Genomic DNA, 20,574 nt, shown 5'->3' with positions numbered 1-20,574 from the left:
GCGGACCCGGGTCTCCGTTCCTCCGGGCCGGGTTCCGGTTCCGCCCGCCCCTGAAACGCGACTCGGTGGCCTGTTCTCCACCGCCATGCGGTCTCAGACGCGCGCCTCGTCCTTCCCCACCGCCGGGTGAACCGACTGCCGCCACTCCAGCGCCTCGGGAACGTCCCGGTACTCCAGCAGGTGCTGACCCGCGATCTGCTGGAGCAGGTCCCTGACCTCCGAGGGTGTGGCACGGAAGAACTCCCTGCGCGGGTTGACCCGGTTGACCCGCCGATCGTTCAGCGCGGCGTGCAGCCGTCCCTCCAGCCCGACCGCGTCGTCACTGAAGATCAACGCGTGCGTGTCGAACCGGAACGGCACCGAGGCGTCCCCCAGTTCCCGCACCCGGTCCTCCGGCTCCAGGCGACGGGTCATGCCGATCTTGACGACGTCCTCACCGAACGCCCCGATGTTGGAGATCACGTACACGTACCCGGCCCGGACGTTGGCCTCGCGCGCCTCCACATCGCTGACCGCCGCGCCGATCTCCTCCAGCTTCGCCTTCAGCTCCTCCGCCCCGGCCTCGTCGCCCTTGGCGATCAGCTTGGACAGCGCCGACCTGTAGTGGGCCTCCTCCTTGCGCAGCCGGGCCTTCTCCCGCTCGAACTCCCGGCGCGCGGCCTCCTCCTCGCGCTGCTGCTCCCGCTGGGCGCGGGTGCGCTCCTTCTCCTCCTCCTGCTTGGCCAGGTGGTCGGCGGTCAGCTCCAGTTCGTAGACCCTCAGCCGGTGGTAGTCGCCGCTGACGTGGATGTCCATCGTCTTGCCGAGCTTGACGATCATCTCCACGGCCTTCTCCAGCCGGTCGACGGCCGACTGCAGCTTGTACGGACGCATCGTGCGCGCGCAGTTGTCGGCCTCGGCGTTGTAGGCGCGCAGCATCAGCTTGGAGAAGTCGCGCACCATCCGGCGCCCCTCGGCCGCCGACCCGTTGACCTGCCAGCCCGTGGAGCCCAGCACCGCCTTGTTCTCCCTGGCCATCGCCTTGATCCGGGCCTTGACCTCCGCCAGCCGCTCCTTGTACGCCACCGCGTCACTCAGCGGATGCCGGTAGTCGTAGACCCCGGCCTCCTGCAGCAGCACGGTCTCCTCGGTCCGCACGACCTGACGCTCGACCTCGCGCAACCGCCTCGTGGCGTCCGCCACGGCCGCCCGCAGCCGCCCGTGCTCGGCCCGTAGCTCCTCGGTCAGCGCGGAGACACCCATGGCGTCCATCCCGCCAAGCCGCTCGACCCACGCCCGAAGCTCGGCGTTCTCCGCCTCCAGCTTCTTCTTCCCGCCGAACAGCCCTCCGCCGCTTCGCTCCGGCAGCGTGGGTGCCGGAGCCGGGGCGGGGGCGGGCTGCGGCGCCTGTACGGCCACCCAGAACTGCCAGCCGGGCGGCGCCGGGGGCCATGACGGATCCGGCTGCCACCCCTGTGGAGGCTGCCAGCCCACGGGCGGAACCGGCCATCCGGGAGGCGAGTTGAACCGGTATTCCATCATGAACACCCTCCTCGGCCGTGTGTTCCACACAACACATGCCACAGGAGGACAGCCGTCCGGTCTGATCGGTTTACATCTGAGGGAGCGCACCCGGGTGGCCAGGCCTTGTTCCCTCCTGCGGGCCTGAGTGATCTACACGGCTGACGGCGAAAAGCTCGATCGCCCCCCTGGCCGGGTTACGCCTACGCGTTTTCCGTCGGAACTTCAAGAAAGCGATCGCCATTCGGTACTGCCGCCGACCCACCTGGCGGTACGGCGGGCGGAGCGATCAACGTCTCCTGCTCGTTCCTCGCACGCTCCGGAAGAACGGGAATCCGGCACTTCGCAAGGAGCCGACGCCGTACCCGCCATCGCACGTCCGCCGCGAATTCCCCGGACCGTCAATCCTCATCCGGTAGGTCGTCTTCGTCGAAGATGTTGATCAGTTCGAATTCTGGCGGATCCTCCGCCGGCCAGAAGCGGACCAACACCACCAAGCTGTCCCGAGGCCGGAACGCCCTGACGGGGAGAACGGGTTGATCATTCGCCAGATCCTCGGGCGGATGCCACCTGCTGCGCCAGGTCCCGTCGGCGATCGTTCGCAGAACCTCGCAGACAAGCTGCTGATCACCCTCCTTGGGCTTGGCCGATTCCCACCACCGCGCAAGTATTTCTTCACTTCCCGCTTGGAGCCGGAGCTCCGCCATGGTCACTCCATGAGTCGGTTCAGCACCTCTTCGACGTCCAGCGCCTCGCCCGATCCGCGAGGGTTCCCGGGGGCGTTTTCCAGCGCTTCCGCATAGGCGGGGATGCCGCGCAAATGAACGGTCGCGAGCAGATTCTTTGCGAAATCCGTCAGATGGTCAATGTTCATGGTCCGCTCAAAGGCCAGTGCCGCCCGGAAGGAACTGCGCAGAAGTTCTCTCTGTTCGGAGGGCCGAAGCACATCAATCGTCTCCATGGCCCGTTCGACCGCAGGGTCATCATGGGAAACAGAACCGGGCGGGAAGAATTCGTCTTTCATGACCCACTGCTCCATTTTCCGACTTTCTTCTGAGGTTCAAGGGAAAGCAGCGCCAACCGGCGCCTTCCGAAAAAGCGGATGGCCGGAAGAGGACAGTTTCCCCGGCAGAGTCCACCAAGACCGAAGCATGTCGACCTCATCGAACCCGCATTCGATCCCGGCAGCGGCCGACGCCGGCCGTTCCAGGCCACCCTGACGTGACGGGACGGCTCCCGGTCCCGTTTCGACCAAACGGGTTGGTCTCGTGAACCAAGCGGGACGGACGGGCGTCTCCATGATCTCCGGACCCTGCCCTGCGGACGCCCCATACCGGACCAGGCCGGAAAGGTGGACAAGAGGGATTACGATTGCGGGCGTCTCACGACACTTCCCGCTGTTTTCGGTGCTCCCACGCAACAGCGACGGAACAGGGCAGAAGCTTGGAGGCGCCCGTGACGATGCCCAGGAAGGGCTCACGGCTCATCGGCGTCGACGGCACCGCCTTCCGTTGGCGGATCCGGCACAAGCCCACCTACCACCAGGGCAACGGCTGGAGCCCCCTCACCGTCACCGTTGAGCGGGCCGCGAAGCCGGGATGTGTTCTTGTGGTGTCGCTTCCCTGCGCTCGGCCGGACAACTGGCTCGGAGAACGGACGATCGCGGTCCGCCCCGCCCTCGTCGCCGGCTGCGTCCGGCGAGCCGCCGAACAGGGATGGAACCCCGGACGACCAGGCCCGGCGTTCCCCCTCACCATCGCCGAGGACGAACTGGCCGTACTCCTGGGCGAACCGCCTCAGTACCTGATCCCCTTCCTCTGGGGCATGATCCCCGAAGGCGGAGGCATCGAGGACCTCCCTCGGTGCACCGAAATCCGGAGCCGGGACGAACAGCACACCAGCCGGGCACCTTCCGATCCGTAGGGAAGGGCGGACGCCTCGGGCTGCGCGACCGGATCCAGGTGGTCATCTGTGCCTGCGAGTCGGGCCTCGTCCAGCCGGGCCCCTGGCGCCGCTGACCCCACCTGCTGTTCTCGGCCCGTACGTGCTGTCGCCTCCGCGCCCGCCGACGGGACTCCGGTGAAACCTCAGGCCGCGACCTCGGTACGGATTACGGTGGCGATTATGAAATCGATCATCGTTCAGATCGAAGGGGACGACCGGAGCTGGGAGCTGGAAGCGGGGGAATCGCTCGTCTTCGGTAGGGCCGACACCTCCGACATCGTCCTCGGCGATCCGGCCGTCTCACGCCGGGCCGGGCAGCTGCGTGCCACCGGCGACCACTGGGCCCTCACGAACCTGAGCGGCCGGGTGACATACGTCGTCGAGAACCCCGAGGGAGGGGGAGAGTTCATCAAGGTCCCCCCGGGCCGGATGGACGCCCCGGTGTGCTTCGAGTTCGCCAGAATTCTGGTGCCCGGAGCTCAGGAGGCGCTGCTGGTGTTCGCGCCCTGCCAGGCCTTCACCGATCCCGACCTCGTCGAGACGGGCGCGGAGACCCTTCTGGCGTACCCGCTCGACCGCACCGCCAAGTACTTCCTGGTGCTCGTCGCCCTCTGTGAGCCGCGTCTGCTCGACCCCGCCTCCACGGTCACCCCCAGCACGCCGCAGATCCAGGAACGGCTCAAGAAGTACGGCCTGAGCCGCAAGGCCATCGCCTTCCAGATCGAGTACCTGGCCTCGCGCAAGCTCCGGATCAAGGACAGCTCCGGCGAAGGACGAGCCGACTGGCAGCGGGCCGCCCTGATCGCGACCGCCCTGCGCTACGACCTGGTCAACGCCAAGCACCTGGAACTGCTCGGGTGACCCTGGCAGCTGCCGGATAGTCCGGGCGTCCCGTCCGGGCGGATGCTGTGACAGTCACAGCGACCACCCGAAAGGGATGACATGTTCAAGATCGGTACAGTCACCGTCATGGCGGCCGTCGCGCTGGCCGCGTTCAGCACCTCCGCCAGCGCCGACACCGGTCCCGCCAGGGACGGGGCCGTGCAGACCAGCAGCGTCTCGGTCCAGCAGGGGCCCTGGGCCGGCTGTCCGGTCGGCGCGGTCTGCCTCTACAAGGGGTCGACCTGGGAGAGCGGCGTCGACAAGATGTTCTGGAGCTACGGCGCGCACAACCTTTCCAACGTCTACGGTAGTCGCATCCTGTTCAACAACCAGGTCGCCGACGGGGGTCGGCCGGCGCTGGCCACGGAGTGCCGTCAGTACAACGGGGGCAGCTGCGACAGCGATCCGGTCGACATGTACGCCTACAGGACCCTCGACTTCGGCCCGATCAACTCGGTGAAGCTGTACCTCGGGTAAGCCTCGCGGGAGCTGGCCGACTGCCGTTCTGATCAGGGCCCGTAGTCGGCCAAGAAGGCACGTACTCTGTCGGTGTAGGGCCTCAGGGAGGGTTTTATCCCACCGGCTTCCCGTACTGACCCTGAGCTCGTCCGGTAGACGGCGGCGAGTTTCAGTGCGGGATCGCCGGGCACGTCGGCCACCTGGGGCCCGTACCGGCACATCAGTTCGCCCATCTTCGGGATCGCGATCTTCGGGTCGAGAGCCGCCTGCTTGGCGTCCATGCCCGGGGACAGGTACCACTGCAGGACTCGGGGGGTCCAGCGGGCGATGCCGTACTCGTCCTTCGGGGTGTCCACCAGCTTGGGGTCGAATCCGCTCTCCGCTTTCAGCATGGCGGCGATCAGTGCGGGGCTCAGGCCCTCCAGGTTGCACCACGTCCCGGCCTCGACGATCAGCCCACGGTACTCGACGGGGACGTCGGTGCCCTCCAGCTTCGGGGAGTCGGGGATGAGCAGCGCCGCCGCGACGCCGGTGCCGGCGCAGAGCCCGGCCATGCCGTACACCCACACCCGGGGCAGTCGTCGCAGCAGCCGCCGAAGACGCCACACACGTCCGGCTCCGCCACCGGCGGCAGCGGCGACCAGTGCCCGTTCGAACGCCTCCACCGAATCCCAGCGACGCTCACGTACCGGGTCGAGCGCGCGGACGACCACCTCGTCGACGGCCGCCGGCACCTCCGGCCTGAGTCGGCGCGGCGAATGCGCGTCGGGTGCCGGCACCTGGCCGGTGAGCAGGTGGAAGACGATCGCGCCGAGCGCGTGCACGTCGGTGCGCTCATCGATGGAACCGCCGGGCTGCCGCTGCTCGGGAGCCATGTAGCCGGGTGTGCCCGCGATGGTCAGCCCGGTCGGATCGGCGGCGGCCTTGGCCAGGCCGAGATCGGCGACGAGCAGTCGCCGTCCGCCTTCCGGGGTGCCGCAGATCAGGATGTTGGCCGGTTTCAGATCCCGGTGGATCACGCCGAGCCGATGCAGATCGGCGACGCCCGCGCAGATCTGTCGCATCAGGTCGATCGCCTCGGGCAGCGGAGGTGGCCCCTGATCCAGCAGGTCCTGCAAGGTTCCCTGGTCGGCGAAGGCCATCACGAAGTACGGCCGGCCGTCCGCCTCGCCGAGGTCGTACACCTGCACGACGTGCGGCGAGGCTGCCTGGCGCAGCAGGCGCGCTTCCTGCAGGAAACGTTCCCGGACGCCCGGACGCTGCGCCCAGTGCTCGGCGAGCACCTTGATCGCGACCGGCGCGGCCAACTGATCATCGTATGCTCGCCAGACCGAAGCGAAAGCCCCAGTACCTACTAGGTCACTCGCCCGGTATCTACTGAAGGCAATCACGACCGACTATTACCGGAGAGCCGGAGAGCAACGCAAGAACCATTTCTGCCTTTATGTACTTTTCGCTACGTTTCTCCGCCTGTCCCCCTAGCAAGGCAATTACCGCCATTCTCGCAATTGAGGGCATTTCAGAATTAATCGCTTGAACCGGACATCAGCTGCTGATCAGTGCGGGCGAATCCACGGGCCAGGTTCGACACGCTGGGCGCCGATTTCGCCGAGGAACGCCCCGAGTCGGTCGAGGCGCTGACCTACTGCGACATGACCACCGGCCCGGACGGCCTGCCGGTCGACGTCGAGACCCGCCTTGCGGAGATCAACTCCCGGTACGGCCCCGAGCACCTGGTCAGCCGGTCGATCACCAAGGCCACGCCGTGCATCGTCGCGGCCGTGCACGCCGTACATGCCGCACTGGGGCACAGCGGTCAGTAGCCGCGGCTCTCGGCCTTCCTGCGGATCTTCGCGCTGCCGTACTCTCCACGTTCCAGACAGCACGGGCAGGGGAACCTGCCGTGGGCGTTGGGCATGTACCGCCAGCCGGTGACCCGGTTGATTGCCCGCACCCGGTGAATCTCCCTGGCGCCGATCGCGCGGGGAACGAACACCTCATACCCCCGGGCGTCCTCACATCCGGCGATCAGAACTGCGGCCTCAGCGCTCGCGAGTTCGACGTGCCGGCGGTCGTAGCGGCCGACCAGGACCGGTTCGTCGTCGGGCAGCCGGAAGTCCACGGCGACCATCGTGCGCCGCCCGCCGCGGCGGTGCAGTTCCCGGCCCCACTGGTGGGTGAGCTGGTAGGAGGGCATGACCGGCAGGCAGAACACCCCGGCCCGGCCGTCGTGGTCGCGGCTGCGGGCGCGAATACCGGCCCGCCGGATCGAACGGATGTCATCGGCTGGGGAAAGGTGCGTGAACAGGGTCATCGAGCGCACCTTATGGACACCGGCCAGGCCCGGCCAACCGGTTTTCCTACCCGATGTACGGCCCGGCGCCGTCGAGGAGGTGAGCGAGCCGCAGCCGCATCGACCGGTCGGTGATCAGGAAGCCGATCTCCCCACGCGGCAGGGACTCCCCCAGGCCCAGTTGCCGTTGCCGGTACGGCGGGGCATCAGGATGTCGCCCACGCCGTTGACGACTGGGGACGGGGCCGTCATGGGTCACGATCCTGCGGGGGTGGCTCCGGCCCAGACGGCTTCGAAGCTGTCGATATAGGTCGAGACCATGTCCCCGCCCGCCACCTTGCGCAGGTGCATGACCGGGGCGTCGGTGGCGAACTTGCCGTAGACATGGGTGTTGACGAGAAGCTGATCGTCCCCGCGGTAGATGGAGTTGTACAGGATGGTGTGGTGCAACCGGATCTCGATGCCCTCGACCTGCTGCAACGGCCGGTAGAGCGTCAGGGCCATCCGGGTCTGCGCGGCCATGCCGTCACCGAGGCCTTCGTCCGCGCCATGCGGGGCGGCTTCGAGCGCGTCCGGGTTGCCCAGCAGGATGCGGACACGCACACCGGCCTCGGCCTTCTTGGCGAAGGTGCGCATGATGCCGGTGTCCTGGGCGATGAAGATCCCGCTGTAGACCAGTACGCCGATCTCCCCCTGGGCCGCGGAGAACAGGCGTTCCCAGGTCTCCTTCGGTACGGCCCAGCGGTGCGGGTAGACGGTGACGAGTTCGCTTCCGGAGACCGCGGCGGCCTGTTTGGGAGTCAGCGCGTCCGGCCACAGATAGACCTCCTCGACCCCGAGGAGTTTGGCGAGCGCGAATCTGTGCTTTCGGTACGGTACACGGCCCTGGGTGATCCATCGTTCCACGGTCTTGGCGTCGACCTCGACGGCCTCGGCCACCTCCGTGATGGTGGTTCCCCGTTCGAGTAACGCCGTGCGCAACCGCTCGTTCGCCATCTCACCTGCCTGAAAGCCGGGGACGTCCAGGGACGGGGCAATCGTAGACCGGACGTCCTGTACATGTCCCGCCCTGTAGTGATCACGTCCTACCTGCTCGTCGCACCCTCGATACCGCACGGCAGCACCGGTGGCGACGAGAGGAGAGACAACAGTGATCAACCACATTCGGCCGATCGACGACACGCCCGCCTGCGGATGCGGCGCGGTCCTGGAGGAGGGACGGTTCGTCTGCCGCAAGTGCCTGGCGCGGGAGCGGTGGACCCGCCGTCAGGCGGCCCGGCGCAGGACGGCCGACCGGCGGCGCGGTCAGGTGCGGCGCGCCCGTACGGCACCGCCGAGGCGGGGGTGATCTGGACGTGAACGCGACCATGATCCCGCTGATCATCGGCCTGGTGCTGGGCGCGGCGGTGTTCGTCGGCTACGTCGTCGTCCTGGTCGGGATGCGCCAGGAGGACCGGCGGATGCAGCTGGGTGCGGCGCCGCCGAGCCGGGCGGCGGCCCTGGCCCGCCGGGTCACCGGCTGCCACGTGCGCGGGTGAGCGCGCTGTTTCCCCTCGTCCTGGTCACGGTGAGCCTCGACCCGAGAAGCATCGAACACCATCTGAGCCAGGCGGCTCCGCCGCAGGTCAGGGGCGGGGAGGGCGGACGAGTCGGCCTGTAGGCCGGGTTCTAATGCCGTCTGCCCCTGACCTGCGACTCACTCAGTGGCCTGCTCTCTGACCTGCAATAACGCTGCCATCCTCTGCCACTGCCCTCCACCGTCTTCCAACGCCATGTGCCCCCGATGTGCCCCGGGGGCCATGTCGTCAGACCCGCCCTCTCTACCGTTGTGTGAACCGACCACCGCCAGGAAGCAGGCGGGATTCAGTGGGTGGGGTGTGGTCGCGTAAGACGGTGCCGCTGTACGGCAGCGCGCGCAGCCCAGGAGCGAGCACTGTGCCGGTGTTGTCGGCGCCATGTTCTAGCGTCTCCTCATCCGCGCGGGTCTGTTGGAAGAGGCGATGAACATGAGGGATCTCCTGGAGCCTGACAGGTTGTGGTCGGCGGCCGAGGTGCTGACCCGGCCAAGCCCCGTCCCGGCCGTCCCCGGCGTCTACGGCTGGCACTTCGAGCAGTCCCCCGATCCCCGGCTGCCCTCCGGGCAACTTCTGTACGTCGGAATCGCCCCCCGCCGGATGGCAACCCGAACCAGCAGACAGAACCTGCGCACCCGAGTCCGTTACCACTTCCGCGGTAACGCCGAAGGCTCCACTCTTCGCCTCACCCTGGGCTGCCTCCTCGGTCTCGAACTCCGTCGCGTGGGCAGCGGCAAGCGCCTGACCTTCGGACAGACCGGCGAGAAGGAACTGACGGCCTGGATGGCCGAGCACGCCCGGGTCTGCTGGCTGGCTCACCCCGAACCCTGGATCGCCGAATCCGAACTGATCACTCGACTGGATCTTCCGCTCAACCTCGACCAGAACAGGAACCACGCTTTCCATCAACACCTCAGCGCTCTACGAGCCTCCGCGAAAGCTCGCGCCCGGGAACTCCCCGTCGCCAGCTGATCAGCCACCCCAATCGCAGACTGCCCCGCCCTCGTAGATCTGGGTGATCTCCGGCTCAGGATCCAGCTACCTGCGAAAACGGCTCGATCATGCGCCTGAACAGGGGCTACGCTTGCGGGCGTCTCGCGTCACTTGTCACTGGTTTCGGCTCTCCCACGGAACAGCGACGGAACAGAGCAGGAGGCCCATCTTCATGTCGATCCCCAAGAAGGGCTCACGGCTCATCACGGTCGACGGCGTCACCTATCGCTGGCGGATCCGCCGCAAACCCACGTACTGCCAGGCGAACAGCTGGGGACCGCTAACCTTCGCGGTGGAGCCAGCCGACGTGCCGGGACGCGTTCTCCTGGTGTTGCTCCCCTGCTCCCGGCCAGACGCGTGGCTCGGGGAACGAGCGATGGCTGTACGACCCGCACTCGTATCGGCGACCATCCGCAGAGCTCTTGCCCGCAGCTGGAACCCCCACCAAACAGGCAACGCCTTCACCCTCAGCCTGACCGAGGACGACCTGACAGACGCGACGAACGGTCAGCCGCCCTCCTACGTGGTCCCCTTCATGCGGCGATGACCGATCCCCAAAGACACCCGCCTTAGAGGGTGTTTGATCCCTTTTTATGGCGCACAGGGAGGCTTGTTCGATCAGTAGGCTGCCGTGTTCGCGACGTATCACCAGATACGCGTACCGCTATGGCCGCCATTCCGGCTTCGAGGCGGCGTGTCTGACACGAGAAATCCTGTCTCATCCCAAGGCGCGGTGCTCTGCCGCTCTTCGTCGACGGCAGATCCTCAAACCGGCTGACCGGCAAGCCCACCATGCGATACGCCACAGGCATGACCGAGCGGCGCCCGTACCCCAGCGACCTGTCCGATGCCCGGTGGGCACTCATCGAACCCGTACTGAGCGCCTGGCGGACCGAACGCCGTGGCAGCGGCCTGGACATCGGCCGCCCACCCGAACACGACCTGCGCTCCGTCATGAGCGCGATCGTGTACGTGGATCGCACCGGCATCCCCTGGCGCTACCTGCCCCATGACTTCCCGCCCTGGGCCACCGTGTACGGCTACTTCGCCCTCTGGCAGAGGGACGGCCTGCCTCCAGCAGCAACTTGACGACCGTCGGGATGCTGCTGCACCAGGATTCGACCTCCTTGTCGTCCAGCTTGCCGCCGATCAGCTCGTCGAAGCTCCGCCTGAGCTCTCTGATGAGGTGCCCTGCGGAGATGACGTTGGCGAGGTCACCGGCGGTTGCCTGGTACAGACAGCGTGAGGCCACGAAAGCCGCTCCTTCACAAAGTGGCGCCATCCAGACGGAAGTGGTGCGTGGTGTGAGACGTACCGTAACGCCGTCTACCGACAATTGTCGGCTTCCGTCAGCTCCTGTCGCGGGTATCGATTGCGAGTTCCAATAACAACAGGGGCGGTAAAGTCGGTGCCTGTGGTGACAGAACTTGAGGAACTCGCTGGGCGTCTTCGCCGGTTCGGTGCGGAGCGTGAATGGGAGAAGTTCCATACCCCGAAGAATCTGGCGATGGCCTTGGCCGGTGAAGCAGGAGAGCTGCTGGCTGAGTTCCAGTGGTTGACTCCCGAGGAGTCCCAGCGCCCAGACCCTGAGACCCTGGGCCGGATCCGTGGAGAGCTGGCTGATGTGCTGAACTACCTCGTGCAACTCGCCGCCGCCCTTGAGGTCGACTGGTGGAGGCTGCCCACGACAAGATCGACTTATCCGAACGACGATACGCCTCTGACATATACCGAGGTTCAGCACGCAAGGCACCCCCGCTGTCCTCCTGAAAGAAATCGGCTATTCAGGCAGACAGAGCTAGTGGAGTTGAAAAATGTGAACAGAAGGCGCAGGTGCGGGCTGATTTAACCCTGATGGAATTTCGGAAATTATCCGACTGAGTGGCTGCAGATCATCCGAAGCAACTTGAAGGAAAATCCAACAGGCTGGCCCCCGGTGACCTTGAAGGCCAGGTTGCGGCCAGCGGCACGGTTGGACCAAAGGCGACCATTGAGCAGTTCGCCATTCGTTCAGAATGTCTCACCAAGCTCCATGGTTTCCACCTCTTCGAACAGTGAATCGAAGGTGGCTTCACCCGTTTTTTGGTCGACGGCGATAGTGGTGATCGGGCTTTCTCCGTGGAGTTGGCTATCCCATACGGTCTCTACTGAGACTTCTCCGTTCTCACGTACCCCGGTCGCCGACGCTTGGACGTGCCCGCGATCGACATGATCCAGTATCTGTTGGGCGATACTTCCATTGGTTTCGATTCCGGATTCGGATTTGAGCTCTAGGCTCGCGGAGTCCAGGTGCATATCTATTATGAGCTGATTGGTTTCGGATCCCCCTTCGCCGCTCGACGGAGGAGTCAACCTAACGCTCAGGCGGATAATTTTGTCGACTGTTTTTCTCCATTCCTCGAATGATTCCTCTTTCGCTGGAGAGGCTATTTCCCACTGTTCGTCCATCTGCTCACGGAGAATTGCGCGAAGAGCTCCCGTGAATGAAGCGACCCGTATGACGGGTGATCTCACCTGGAAAACTGCGGCGAAATCGGAGAGACGGATCACGAAAGGCGATGCGACACCGGCAGCAAGGGTTTCCGGTATGAAGTCCAGCTGTCCGTCGTCCCAATGGTCTGTGCCCATTTCGGTTTCGCATCCGAGACGTCCGCGTATGTAGCCTTTGGGAGTATCGACGCCACCTATCCGCCACATGCGCCGGTACCGGACAGTGCGGGTTCCTGATTGCAGGACGCTGAGTAGTCGTTCGGCCGGTGTGTCGAAGATGCTTGGTTGCGCCGGTGGCACTATCCGGACACGGGCAACCCGTCCTACAGGTCGAGGCGGCATTCCGGAACTGTATTTCACGGCTGCGGGCATGTCTCGTATTGCGGAGGTGACTGTTTCCTGCCGTATGCTCGGCTGGAGAGCTATATCGCAAATTTCAGATAGCCGAAATTCCGCGGGAAGAGCTGGTCCAATAGATGTCCAAGGTCGCCATCCGGCCCTTCCGTCACGAAGTTGACGGCGTGCTCTTCGGCCTCGTCATCGAGACCTTCAAAGGCACCGAACACGTCGAGCTCTACCCGAACAACCTCGGCTTCTACGAACCCTGGGACAGCTTGTACGACACCTGACCACCAGACCCGTAGACAAGGACAAACCCCTCGTCGGCGACGTTCTCTCCTGCTCTGGCGGTAGATGCTGCCTAATGGATTGTGATCACGGATGGCGGCATTGTTGTACGCGACTGCTGTACATCACCCCAGTGAACGCAACCTTGCGCACTTTGCCCAGCTGCTTGTCATGGATGGACTGTCCCTCCAGCGAACCAGGAACGGGCCGTGTGCTCTGCTGCTGGAGACAGGTTACTTAGGAAGATGACAGCAAGCCGGTTCCTAGCACGGGAGCAGGAGACATAGAAGAGGTTTTTCGTACGGGGAATCCTGTCCTTCGTTCCCAAGGGGTTAGCCAACATTTCATCCATGCTGTACATGGTCCAAGCCTTGTCGTCGATCACGACCACAACGTCGTCGAACTCCGCGCCCTTAACTCCATGCTGTGTGGCGAGCGGCGTTTGCCCGTTCATGTAGAGGCCGTAGGCGATGGCCTGGGAGTAGGGAAGAGTGAGTACAGTGCGGACGTGCTCCGCCTTACGCTGAGCGCGATCGTCGAGGTCCTTCTCCATCGTGCTGTGCTCCCGTGCCTTGATCTCCGCGGACTTGATCAGCAAACCTGACTCCTGAGCATGGTCGAAAACTGCGCCGATTGTCATGGTCGTGCGTGAGGCCACCATGCTCCGCAGCGCCTGCGAGATCCTGCCCTTGTCCTCATGTTTGGTGATCTTCGTCTTCTTGGCGGCGAGTAGCCAGACCAGCAGCGCATGGTCCTCGGACTCGAAGGCTTCACAAAGAGCCTCAATGTCAAGAATGTGGCTTGCGAAGGGATCGGTGCCATCGTGCAAGCTCTCCACCCGTTTGGCCTTTCGGTAGGCCTCGTGAAGATCGGAGTAGTCCATGTCGCGAGCGATCGCCCGGTGGGTAAGGAAAAGTCGCTTGGCGGTCTCACGTGACCAGCCCAGCCGGTCGAGCTGGTCAAGCGCCGAGCTCAGGCGCTCGTCTTTCGGGACGGCCTGCTGCAAGAACAGGTGAACCTCCCCGAGGACAGGTAGGCCGACCGGCTTCTGCACGAGTTCGGGACGTATCGCGTTGAGGACATCGATAACCGCCTGGGCAGACCGGCGGTTCTCGTTCTTGGTGATCCGTTCGAGGTCTGGATATCCCGTGACCTCGCCGGCACCTGTGCGGTAAATCTGCTGCATCGAGTCGCCAAACAGGCCAACGGCGCATCCACGGCGGCCAGCACCCGCTAAATGGTCGAGCAGGACTTCTACGGTCAGGGGCGAGGTGTCTTGGTACTCGTCCACGAGGATGTAGGGAAATCGGTCTGCGATGATCCGTGCCAGTTTCGGCGAGCCGGACACGAGCCGGTGGGACAGGGCCAGAACGTCGTCATGCGAGATGCGACCCTTCGCGAGGTTGCGTCCAAGTTGGACATAGCTGATCGCAACATCGGATGTCAGCGCCTCCAGGTCATGGGGGTCGGTAGACTCGTCGTTCCTCGTGATGATGGCCGTACGCAACTGGCCCTGGAACCGTTCGATCTCAGCCCAGAGGAACTCGTGGATCGTTGCGACAATGACGAGCGGGTCGGCGCCCACACGCTCGCGAATCTCATCCTTCGCCACGTTCGTGTAGGTGATGCACGCTACCTTGCCGCCGGTCCGTTCCAGGTCCGCGCGGCAGGCGGTGAGTAGATGACGCAGCGCCTGGACGAGCGTGTATGTCTTTCCCGCGCCCGCGCCCGCATCGACCAGGAAGCTGCGCCGCTCGTCCAGCGCGAGGATCACCCGTTCGGTGACGTGATCAGCCACTGCAGCCCTTCGACGATGTATCGGGGAGTGGACCAACCATCGAGCATGAGGATGTCGAACGCGAAGTCGGTCTTCTTCCCATCGAGGGAACCGGCGATCGCGTAGGCGTTCTTGGTGATCTCCTCGGGAGTGATCGGGACCTGCAGGTGCTGTGTGAAGGAGTGTTTGACCGTCAGCTGGTCAAGCTCCTTGGCGAGGATGTCGGCGTTGGCAAGGATGAAGGCTTCTTCGAAGCTCCTCCCGCAGCGCCTTCCAGGTGCCTCGGCTACCTGGTGAGCCAACCGCACACGATCGAAGATCCGCTGCTCGTCAGTAGCGGCGAGCAGCGCGTCTATCTGCTCCAGTCTTGGCAGCCACAGTTTGAGGGTGGCGTTCGATGTCTTGGCGCCCTTGGTTTCCGTCGGGCAGGCGGGATAGGTATTGCGTGGCTTCCCGTTCGTGTCTTTCTTGACGACCAGTGCGACGGAGTCAACATCTGTAATGACCAGCGTGCGCACACCGAGGAAGATGAGGAGTTCACGGAAACGATGGGCGTAGGCGTCGCCGACCTCGACTACGGAGACGTACTCGCGTCGGAGCTGCGGGGCACAGTTCCGGATCATGGCCGGCATCAGCAGCCGCTCCGTAGTGCCTTCGATGAGGATGACGCTGTCGGCAAAGAACATGTCACACCGGTGCAGCACCATGTACTTGGCGAGAAAGCGGAGCGTCTCCTCGGCCGGTACCGGTTCCGACTTATGGCGGAACTCCGCCAGATCTTTCACTTTGAGCTGCTGACCAGTGCAGTCGAAGTAGCGGACCGCCTCGAAGTGGCCGCTGGCAACGATGTGCGATGAGTGTGTGGTCATGATGACCTGGACACCTTCCGCATCCTGGCCTTCCAGCAGATCTCTGATCCCCCTGACGAAAGCCTCCTGCATCTGGGGATGGAGATGGGCTTCCGGTTCCTCGATGAACAAGAGGCTCACGGCCGGTTTGGGTGACGCACGCCTGTGAGCTTCCAGAAAACTGATGACCTGTAGGACGGTGAAGGCCAGCTTGCTGTACCCGAGACCGTTGTGCCCCTCGGGCAGTTGCCGGCCGCCGTCACTGCTGGCATAGGTAATGCGTGTGGTGTTCTTGACGATGGACACCGGGTCGAGTTCTGAGACGATGCGAGGCTTCTGACCTGGGCCGAAAACTTCGTTGCCGAAGGCGTTCATCCAGGCGAGGACTGGGGCAAAGATATCGTCGTAGCTGCTATCGAGCCTTCGTGCCATCCCTACGAGAAGGCCTTCGAACTTGGCGACGACCGCGTGCTCGTCCTCATGATAGGTCTTGATGAACTTCTCGAAAGTCTGTGACAGGTTCCTGGTCCGGTCGGCAGAGACATCGTCGAACTTCGCCTGAGCGAAGACGAACATGGTCGAGACGATCTGCCTCGCCACCGAGCGTTCAATGCCGACGCTCACCTCTGATTCCACGCTAGTGCCGATCGCATGGAACGTCGCGTGGAAATGCCGTTGGAAGAGCTTCGCGATCTGTTTGTCGGTGGCCCTTTCCTTGGTGGCACTTCTGAGGAAATCCAGAGCGCTCCGCACTTCGAAGCGCGCCTCGATCACGGCCTCGTGGCAGTCCTCAGAAAGATCGATGATGATCGCGCTGATCGCAGATAGATCCTCGTCCTCTTGGTAGGCGATGGTGAGCCGAAGCCGAATCTCTGGCAGCAGCCCAATCGCCCGGTCGGTCAGTGTGGAGGCTTGCCCGGGGTTGGATTCCCTTAAACGCTCGGCTTGACGGTAGTTACGCACCGCCTGTTCGATTTTCCTGACGTGAGAGGCCGGCAGATCGTCCAACGTGAAACGCGGACGGTCATTACCGAAGAACCTCGCGAAGAGGTCGACAAACGAGGTCTTTCCGCTGTTGTTCCTTCCGACGATCAGTGTGGTCTGGTCGTCGATATGCACCTTCACGCTTTGGAGCGCACGGAAGTTCGTGACTTCCGCAAAGATGAGTCGCATGTGTGTCCTGTTGAGATTCCTGCCCAGCCGTCACTGTCCGTGTGCGGTCTATGCCCAAGAGAAGTATGCGGTGAAGTAGGGGCATGAGGGGTGAGAATCTCGGAAGTGACCTACGAGGCTGGCGATTCGGCGAGGATGTCGCGTACTGTTGAGTGTTCTCGAGCAGGAGTATGTCCCGTCCACGGCGCACGTACTGATCAAGAAATGCGGGCGTGACGCAATGTGAAGCCCTTCTGGGCACTGTTCACCAGGGTGAACGGCTGCTACCAGGTACCCGTTCTCAGGACAAGCCCACATCTCTTGATTAGTACAGATACGCAGAGACCCTCCCAGATTGGCCTGGAGAGCCTCTGATCTGGAGCCGCCTTGAGGAATCGGATCCCAGACCCCTTCATTACGAGTCAACGGCGGGTCCCAGGTCGGCGAACCGATGCCCTGGTCAGGCGGTAGATGCGGGTTGGTGGCGTGTGGTCGTGTGAGGCGGTGTTGCTATACGGCGCTGCTGTACAGCACTTCCGTGGACGCGACCCGATCCATGATGCGTGACCGATCGCACGCTTGCCCCGATCTACGAGGGTGGGATCGTCCAGTGGCTGCCGCGGTGGATCCCATTCCAGCGCGGCAGCCATGAAGGAGCCCGTACGTCGGGTGTACTCGGCCCGGCAGCAGGTGCCGAGCCCTCTGCCGCGAGATGATCCATGATGTGCTGCCAGGTTCCGGTGGTGATGACCTCCACTGCGCACTGGTCGCAGCGGCGGTGGGAGCAGCCGACGTTCCCGGTGAGCTGCTGCCGGAGGTGGTTGAACGCGTCGTTGGGGAAGTCAGCGCGGACCAGGTACCAGGTGCCGTGTCGGTCGACGCCCGGCAGCCCAGCAGCGACGTTGATCTGCTGTGGCAGGTAGATGCGCTCTTCGTGGAAACGGATCATGAACTGCCGGTCCAGGATGTCGACCGTGTCTGGGGTTGGGTGCTCAGATGCGAGCCATTTCACAGCATTTGCCCAATTCCCTGGTCCCCACAACAGCTGACACGGGTAGAGCGTTGTCTCGAAGCGTGCGTCGAAGTACGTCAGCGTTTGGTCATGCAGCACAGCGCGGACGATGACGTGGGTGAGCTTCTCAGGATTGAGATCAGCGGGCATCGTGTGCAGGTGCTCTGCCAAGCTGTGGACGACGTTCCCGCCGCCGGGATCCCAGCTCACTGCGATGACGTCACGGTGCACCGGTGCGGGATAGAGCCGTCCGCCCGGTGTGGGTACACCCCACAACCGGTTGACGATCTCGGCCAAGTCGCTGATAGCCCGGGCGGACTCCGGCGGTGAAATAAGTTGATAGGCGGTGTGATGGGCTACGTGGTTGCGGAGCTTGACGAACAGCGGAGCGATCAGCCGGTTGCGTTCCCCGTTCAGCAAGCCCTCAGCGCGCGCCCATTCCAGGAGGGTAGTTAGCATCCCGTCGAAGAACATGGTCTGGGACGTTCGGCGCAACTGCAGTCGCCATCGCCGCTGCCCGCGAGGACGGCCACGTTCGCGCAACTGACGATGAAGATCGTCGAACGTGGAGAAAGTGAGGCGTTGCTCGGTGCCGCTCTGGTCCTCAAAGATGGCCATGCCGCTGTAGAACTCGACGAAGCGTTCCCGCAGCGCGTACTCCAACACCAACTGCGCATGATCATGGGCAAGGGTGAAGAACTCGTAGTGGAGCACCCCATAGCTGTGAGCCGCCCGCACTCGTTCGAAGCTTCTGCGCACCAGGTCGGGCACGGAATCTGCCAGGTCGACCCGTCCGATGACCTCTTGCTGGAACACTGCAGCGTCCTCAGCGGTCAGCTTTCCGCCCAGACCCAGCGGTGAAAATACCAATGCAGTTCCGTCGGGCTGCTGAAGCTCCTCGAGCGATCTGATGTCCATCCCGCCCTCCTCCGCGTAGCAAAGCCTTCTAGCTTAGCATCGCGACGTTCGTGGACAATCAGTTTTCGCTGGCTCACTACTCGCGCCCTGCTGATCGGCACCGTCTAATCCGTCGTCAAGGGCAGACGCTTCGTCAGCGGCGTCCCGCCCTGTTCAAGCGGTAGATGCGGATCGGTGGCGTATGATCGTGTCTGGCGGTAATGCTGTACAGCAGTCCCGTACAGCATTACCGCCAGACACGATCACCGCGCCGCCCGTGGACCTATACCGCAGGGCCGCTGGACGCCCGGAAGTGGAAGCCGCACGACTGTCCGCTTGGAAAGCGTTCATGTCAACTCGCAGGCCACAGGCGACGGGATATCGATCGGAAAGGTCACGATTCCAGCTTCGCCCACGTATGCCCTCGGCGTCTGACGTTGAATGAGGATATCCCTCATGCGAAGCTTGAACGGAGGAGGCACTCGTGACCAACCAGGAACCTGCCATTCGAACCGTACCGGCCGCCGCCACAGGAAAAGCTGAGCCGAAATCACCCCCGACGGCAGTAATTCGGCGTCTCCAGCAGGCAATTATCGCCTGCCGACCGGATATCGCAGAAGCCTTAGACGGAGTCCTCGTGCTGGTCAGCGCAGCACTATCAGCTAAGCCCACTAACGAGAAGCTAAAAGTGGCGGCCACTTCCCTTACCGAATCGATTCGGGCAATAGGAAAGCCGAGCCCGGAATCTGGTTATGAATGGCCACACGGGCTGGCCATAGTGGAGCACTGGCTGGCAGAGATCTTAAAAATTGACGACCAATATGTCATAGACCATCCCGAGCTGGTCCGTATACATCAATACTATCTCCCAAATTATCGTAGGCCAACTACGCCTAGCGAGCATGTGACCGAGGCGCTCCGTATGACCGACATCCGGCGCGATGGCATGAGAGCCGCCCCAGTCCTGGTCTATCTTCCCAAAGAAGACGATGCCGAAGCTGTTATGGCCGCCTTGCACGAGCTGATCGAAGCACATGGTTTAGAAATTGATCCTTACCGGCCCATTATTAGTTCCTTCTTCCAGAGGTTGAAGGTATGGACTCGCTCCAAGACAGGGCGCGAACTAGCCGCTAGCTTGCAGCGGGCGGCCGAACTGCGCGCGCTGGACGAAGTGCAGGCCAAAGTAGACGACCTTCAAGCAGGAGCCGCTGCCAAACTGATCACCTCTTTGGAGAACACCGAGGCGGCGGTAATCATGGTGGGCTCGATGCTCCTGGTAAAGCACGGCGGCATCGTCAGTGCACGGAACCTCACCCCTGTCGAGATGACCGCCCTCAAGGACTACCCCACTATGTTCCAGCAGCCAGGCCGAATCGTGCAGTTCCTGGAGGAACTGACATTGAAGGTCGAAGCCGATCGAGTCAAGGTGCAAGCAGTTCGCGGGACAGGGCACAACCATGCTCTGACCGCTGGAGGTGCCTGAACTCACGAAGATTTCATTACGAGTCAGATCACGACCATCCAGAACCGTCTACGACTGTCTTCCGTGCCCGGCGAGGCGAGCTCTACAGGGCTTCTCAGTCCGTGGCCGTCCAGGCCCGTCCAGACTTGTTGTTAGCACGAACGTTAGCAAGATCGTTTCTCTAAAGATAGCCACCACCTCGACCAGCGGGGCCATGTCAGCCTGCACACCGTCGATCGGAAAGTGTCAGACGCAACCCGTATGGTCGGCTCCATAACGACATCGGAGCCGAACGGTTGAGACTATGAGATCGAGCTTCAGGTTCAATGATCGAGAGATCGAGCGCTTGATGAACGAGGGGGTCAACGAAGTAGTTCGCCAGTATGAGCAGGCGCTGGCCCAGATGGCCTTGGACCTGAAGGGGCGTCCTGTTGACAGCATCAAGCCTCTGGTACGTGCTCGGGTCCAGGATCTCGAGGGCGACATCACTGATCCCGAGCTTACGAACATCGCAACAGCGATCTCAAAGGGTGACGAGATCAGATTCAACGTCCAGGGCCGAGACTGATCAGTCGGAGAAATTGGCTAGCCGTAGTCACTTTGGATGATTTCTGTGATCTAAACGGCTAAAACGGCGAATGAGGGGATCCGCGTGCCTCAGACT

24 protein-coding genes and 1 pseudogene are annotated in these 20,574 nt (G+C 63.4%); 14 read left to right on the top strand and 11 right to left on the bottom strand.

What is annotated here, in order from left to right; all coding sequences use genetic code 11:
* Positions 1-93: 93 nt before the first annotated feature.
* The 3 genes from ABZ463_RS11190 to ABZ463_RS11180 form a co-directional block, all read right to left on the bottom strand.
* On the bottom strand, positions 94-1,521 hold the full coding sequence (locus tag ABZ463_RS11190) for a DUF4041 domain-containing protein (protein WP_362775436.1): 1,428 nt from the start codon (positions 1,519-1,521) through the stop codon (positions 94-96).
* Positions 1,522-1,901: 380 nt separating this feature from the next.
* Positions 1,902-2,207: a hypothetical protein gene (locus ABZ463_RS11185; RefSeq protein WP_352016194.1), complete on the bottom strand. Its 306-nt coding sequence runs from the start codon at positions 2,205-2,207 to the stop codon at positions 1,902-1,904.
* A gap of 2 nt (positions 2,208-2,209) precedes the next feature.
* Complete coding sequence (locus ABZ463_RS11180; RefSeq protein WP_362775434.1) at positions 2,210-2,539, bottom strand: hypothetical protein; 330 nt, start codon at positions 2,537-2,539, stop codon at positions 2,210-2,212.
* Between the two features lie 416 nt (positions 2,540-2,955).
* On the opposite strand from ABZ463_RS11180, the gene ABZ463_RS11175 reads away from it, so the two are divergent.
* The 3 genes from ABZ463_RS11175 (at position 2,956) to ABZ463_RS11165 (ending at position 4,803) form a co-directional block, all read left to right on the top strand.
* Positions 2,956-3,423: a hypothetical protein gene (locus ABZ463_RS11175; protein ID WP_362775432.1), complete on the top strand. Its 468-nt coding sequence runs from the start codon at positions 2,956-2,958 to the stop codon at positions 3,421-3,423.
* A 201-nt stretch (positions 3,424-3,624) separates the two neighbouring features.
* Positions 3,625-4,305 carry an FHA domain-containing protein gene (locus ABZ463_RS11170; protein WP_362775430.1) on the top strand — a complete coding sequence of 227 codons (681 nt, stop codon included), beginning with the start codon at positions 3,625-3,627 and terminating at the stop codon, positions 4,303-4,305.
* A gap of 81 nt (positions 4,306-4,386) precedes the next feature.
* The gene (locus ABZ463_RS11165) at positions 4,387-4,803 is read left to right on the top strand and encodes a hypothetical protein (protein ID WP_362775428.1); all 417 of its coding nucleotides are present in this window, start codon (positions 4,387-4,389) and stop codon (positions 4,801-4,803) included.
* 32 nt (positions 4,804-4,835) lie between these two features.
* Here ABZ463_RS11165 and ABZ463_RS11160 read toward each other — a convergent pair whose 3' ends face one another.
* Complete coding sequence (locus ABZ463_RS11160) at positions 4,836-6,176, bottom strand: serine/threonine-protein kinase (protein ID WP_362775426.1); 1,341 nt, start codon at positions 6,174-6,176, stop codon at positions 4,836-4,838.
* 168 nt (positions 6,177-6,344) lie between these two features.
* Here ABZ463_RS11160 and ABZ463_RS11155 point away from each other — a divergent pair, with 168 nt between their 5' ends.
* Positions 6,345-6,608, top strand: coding sequence for a hypothetical protein (locus ABZ463_RS11155; protein ID WP_362775424.1), 264 nt, complete (start codon positions 6,345-6,347; stop codon positions 6,606-6,608).
* On the opposite strand, the gene ABZ463_RS11150 is transcribed toward ABZ463_RS11155, so the two are convergent.
* The 3 genes from ABZ463_RS11150 to ABZ463_RS11140 are packed head-to-tail and all read right to left on the bottom strand — an operon-like array spanning position 6,602 to position 8,074.
* Positions 6,602-7,099 (bottom strand): hypothetical protein, encoded by a 498-nt coding sequence (locus ABZ463_RS11150; RefSeq protein WP_362775422.1) that lies wholly within the window; start codon positions 7,097-7,099, stop codon positions 6,602-6,604. The two genes, ABZ463_RS11155 and ABZ463_RS11150, sit on opposite strands and share 7 nt — an antisense overlap.
* A 46-nt stretch (positions 7,100-7,145) precedes the next feature.
* Entirely contained in the window at positions 7,146-7,337 is a 192-nt protein-coding gene (locus ABZ463_RS11145; protein WP_362775420.1) for a hypothetical protein, read from the bottom strand.
* Positions 7,334-8,074 carry a helix-turn-helix transcriptional regulator gene (locus ABZ463_RS11140; protein WP_362775418.1) on the bottom strand — a complete coding sequence of 247 codons (741 nt, stop codon included), beginning with the start codon at positions 8,072-8,074 and terminating at the stop codon, positions 7,334-7,336. Before ABZ463_RS11140 ends, ABZ463_RS11145 begins: the two co-directional genes overlap by 4 nt.
* 154 nt (positions 8,075-8,228) lie before the next feature.
* Between ABZ463_RS11140 and ABZ463_RS11135 the strand changes: the two genes are divergently transcribed.
* The 7 genes and pseudogenes from ABZ463_RS11135 to ABZ463_RS11105 all read left to right on the top strand — a co-directional run bounded on the left by ABZ463_RS11135 (position 8,229) and on the right by ABZ463_RS11105 (position 11,494).
* Positions 8,229-8,426, top strand: coding sequence for a hypothetical protein (locus ABZ463_RS11135; RefSeq protein WP_362775416.1), 198 nt, complete (start codon positions 8,229-8,231; stop codon positions 8,424-8,426).
* A 7-nt stretch (positions 8,427-8,433) separates the two neighbouring features.
* Entirely contained in the window at positions 8,434-8,616 is a 183-nt protein-coding gene (locus ABZ463_RS11130) for a hypothetical protein (protein WP_362775414.1), read from the top strand.
* Positions 8,613-8,738 carry a hypothetical protein gene (locus tag ABZ463_RS11125; protein ID WP_362775412.1) on the top strand — a complete coding sequence of 42 codons (126 nt, stop codon included), beginning with the start codon at positions 8,613-8,615 and terminating at the stop codon, positions 8,736-8,738. The genes ABZ463_RS11130 and ABZ463_RS11125 overlap by 4 nt, the downstream gene beginning before the upstream one ends.
* A gap of 346 nt (positions 8,739-9,084) precedes the next feature.
* A complete protein-coding gene (locus tag ABZ463_RS11120; RefSeq protein WP_362775410.1) occupies positions 9,085-9,624 on the top strand; it encodes a GIY-YIG nuclease family protein in 540 nt (179 codons plus the stop codon).
* Positions 9,625-9,817: 193 nt separating this feature from the next.
* Positions 9,818-10,192, top strand: a complete 375-nt coding sequence (locus ABZ463_RS11115) for a hypothetical protein (RefSeq protein ID WP_362775408.1) — start codon at positions 9,818-9,820, stop codon at positions 10,190-10,192.
* Between the two features lie 263 nt (positions 10,193-10,455).
* Positions 10,456-10,716, top strand: a pseudogene (locus tag ABZ463_RS11110) (transposase); the annotation flags it as partial.
* A 346-nt stretch (positions 10,717-11,062) separates the two neighbouring features.
* Positions 11,063-11,494 carry a nucleotide pyrophosphohydrolase gene (locus ABZ463_RS11105; protein WP_362775406.1) on the top strand — a complete coding sequence of 144 codons (432 nt, stop codon included), beginning with the start codon at positions 11,063-11,065 and terminating at the stop codon, positions 11,492-11,494.
* Positions 11,495-11,655: 161 nt separating this feature from the next.
* On the opposite strand, the gene ABZ463_RS11100 is transcribed toward ABZ463_RS11105, so the two are convergent.
* The gene (locus ABZ463_RS11100; protein WP_362775404.1) at positions 11,656-12,273 is read right to left on the bottom strand and encodes a hypothetical protein; all 618 of its coding nucleotides are present in this window, start codon (positions 12,271-12,273) and stop codon (positions 11,656-11,658) included.
* 338 nt (positions 12,274-12,611) lie between these two features.
* Here ABZ463_RS11100 and ABZ463_RS11095 point away from each other — a divergent pair, with 338 nt between their 5' ends.
* Positions 12,612-12,764: a hypothetical protein gene (locus ABZ463_RS11095; protein WP_362775402.1), complete on the top strand. Its 153-nt coding sequence runs from the start codon at positions 12,612-12,614 to the stop codon at positions 12,762-12,764.
* Positions 12,765-12,931: 167 nt separating this feature from the next.
* On the opposite strand, the gene ABZ463_RS11090 is transcribed toward ABZ463_RS11095, so the two are convergent.
* The 3 genes from ABZ463_RS11090 to ABZ463_RS11080 form a co-directional block, all read right to left on the bottom strand.
* Positions 12,932-14,560, bottom strand: coding sequence for an ATP-dependent helicase (locus tag ABZ463_RS11090; RefSeq protein WP_362775400.1), 1,629 nt, complete (start codon positions 14,558-14,560; stop codon positions 12,932-12,934).
* Positions 14,533-16,560: an AAA family ATPase gene (locus tag ABZ463_RS11085; protein ID WP_362775398.1), complete on the bottom strand. Its 2,028-nt coding sequence runs from the start codon at positions 16,558-16,560 to the stop codon at positions 14,533-14,535. The genes ABZ463_RS11090 and ABZ463_RS11085 overlap by 28 nt, the downstream gene beginning before the upstream one ends.
* A gap of 568 nt (positions 16,561-17,128) precedes the next feature.
* Positions 17,129-18,469 (bottom strand): hypothetical protein, encoded by a 1,341-nt coding sequence (locus ABZ463_RS11080; RefSeq protein WP_362775396.1) that lies wholly within the window; start codon positions 18,467-18,469, stop codon positions 17,129-17,131.
* Between the two features lie 463 nt (positions 18,470-18,932).
* Between ABZ463_RS11080 and ABZ463_RS11075 the strand changes: the two genes are divergently transcribed.
* On the top strand, positions 18,933-19,931 hold the full coding sequence (locus tag ABZ463_RS11075) for a hypothetical protein (RefSeq protein ID WP_362775394.1): 999 nt from the start codon (positions 18,933-18,935) through the stop codon (positions 19,929-19,931).
* 283 nt (positions 19,932-20,214) lie between these two features.
* A complete protein-coding gene (locus ABZ463_RS11070) occupies positions 20,215-20,478 on the top strand; it encodes a hypothetical protein (protein ID WP_362775392.1) in 264 nt (87 codons plus the stop codon).
* Positions 20,479-20,574 lie beyond the last annotated feature (96 nt).

The sequence above is a fragment of the Streptosporangium sp. NPDC020145 genome, from assembly GCF_040631275.1.
Taxonomy (GTDB): domain Bacteria; phylum Actinomycetota; class Actinomycetes; order Streptosporangiales; family Streptosporangiaceae; genus Streptosporangium.
This window is presented reverse-complemented; position numbering and strand designations above follow the sequence as displayed.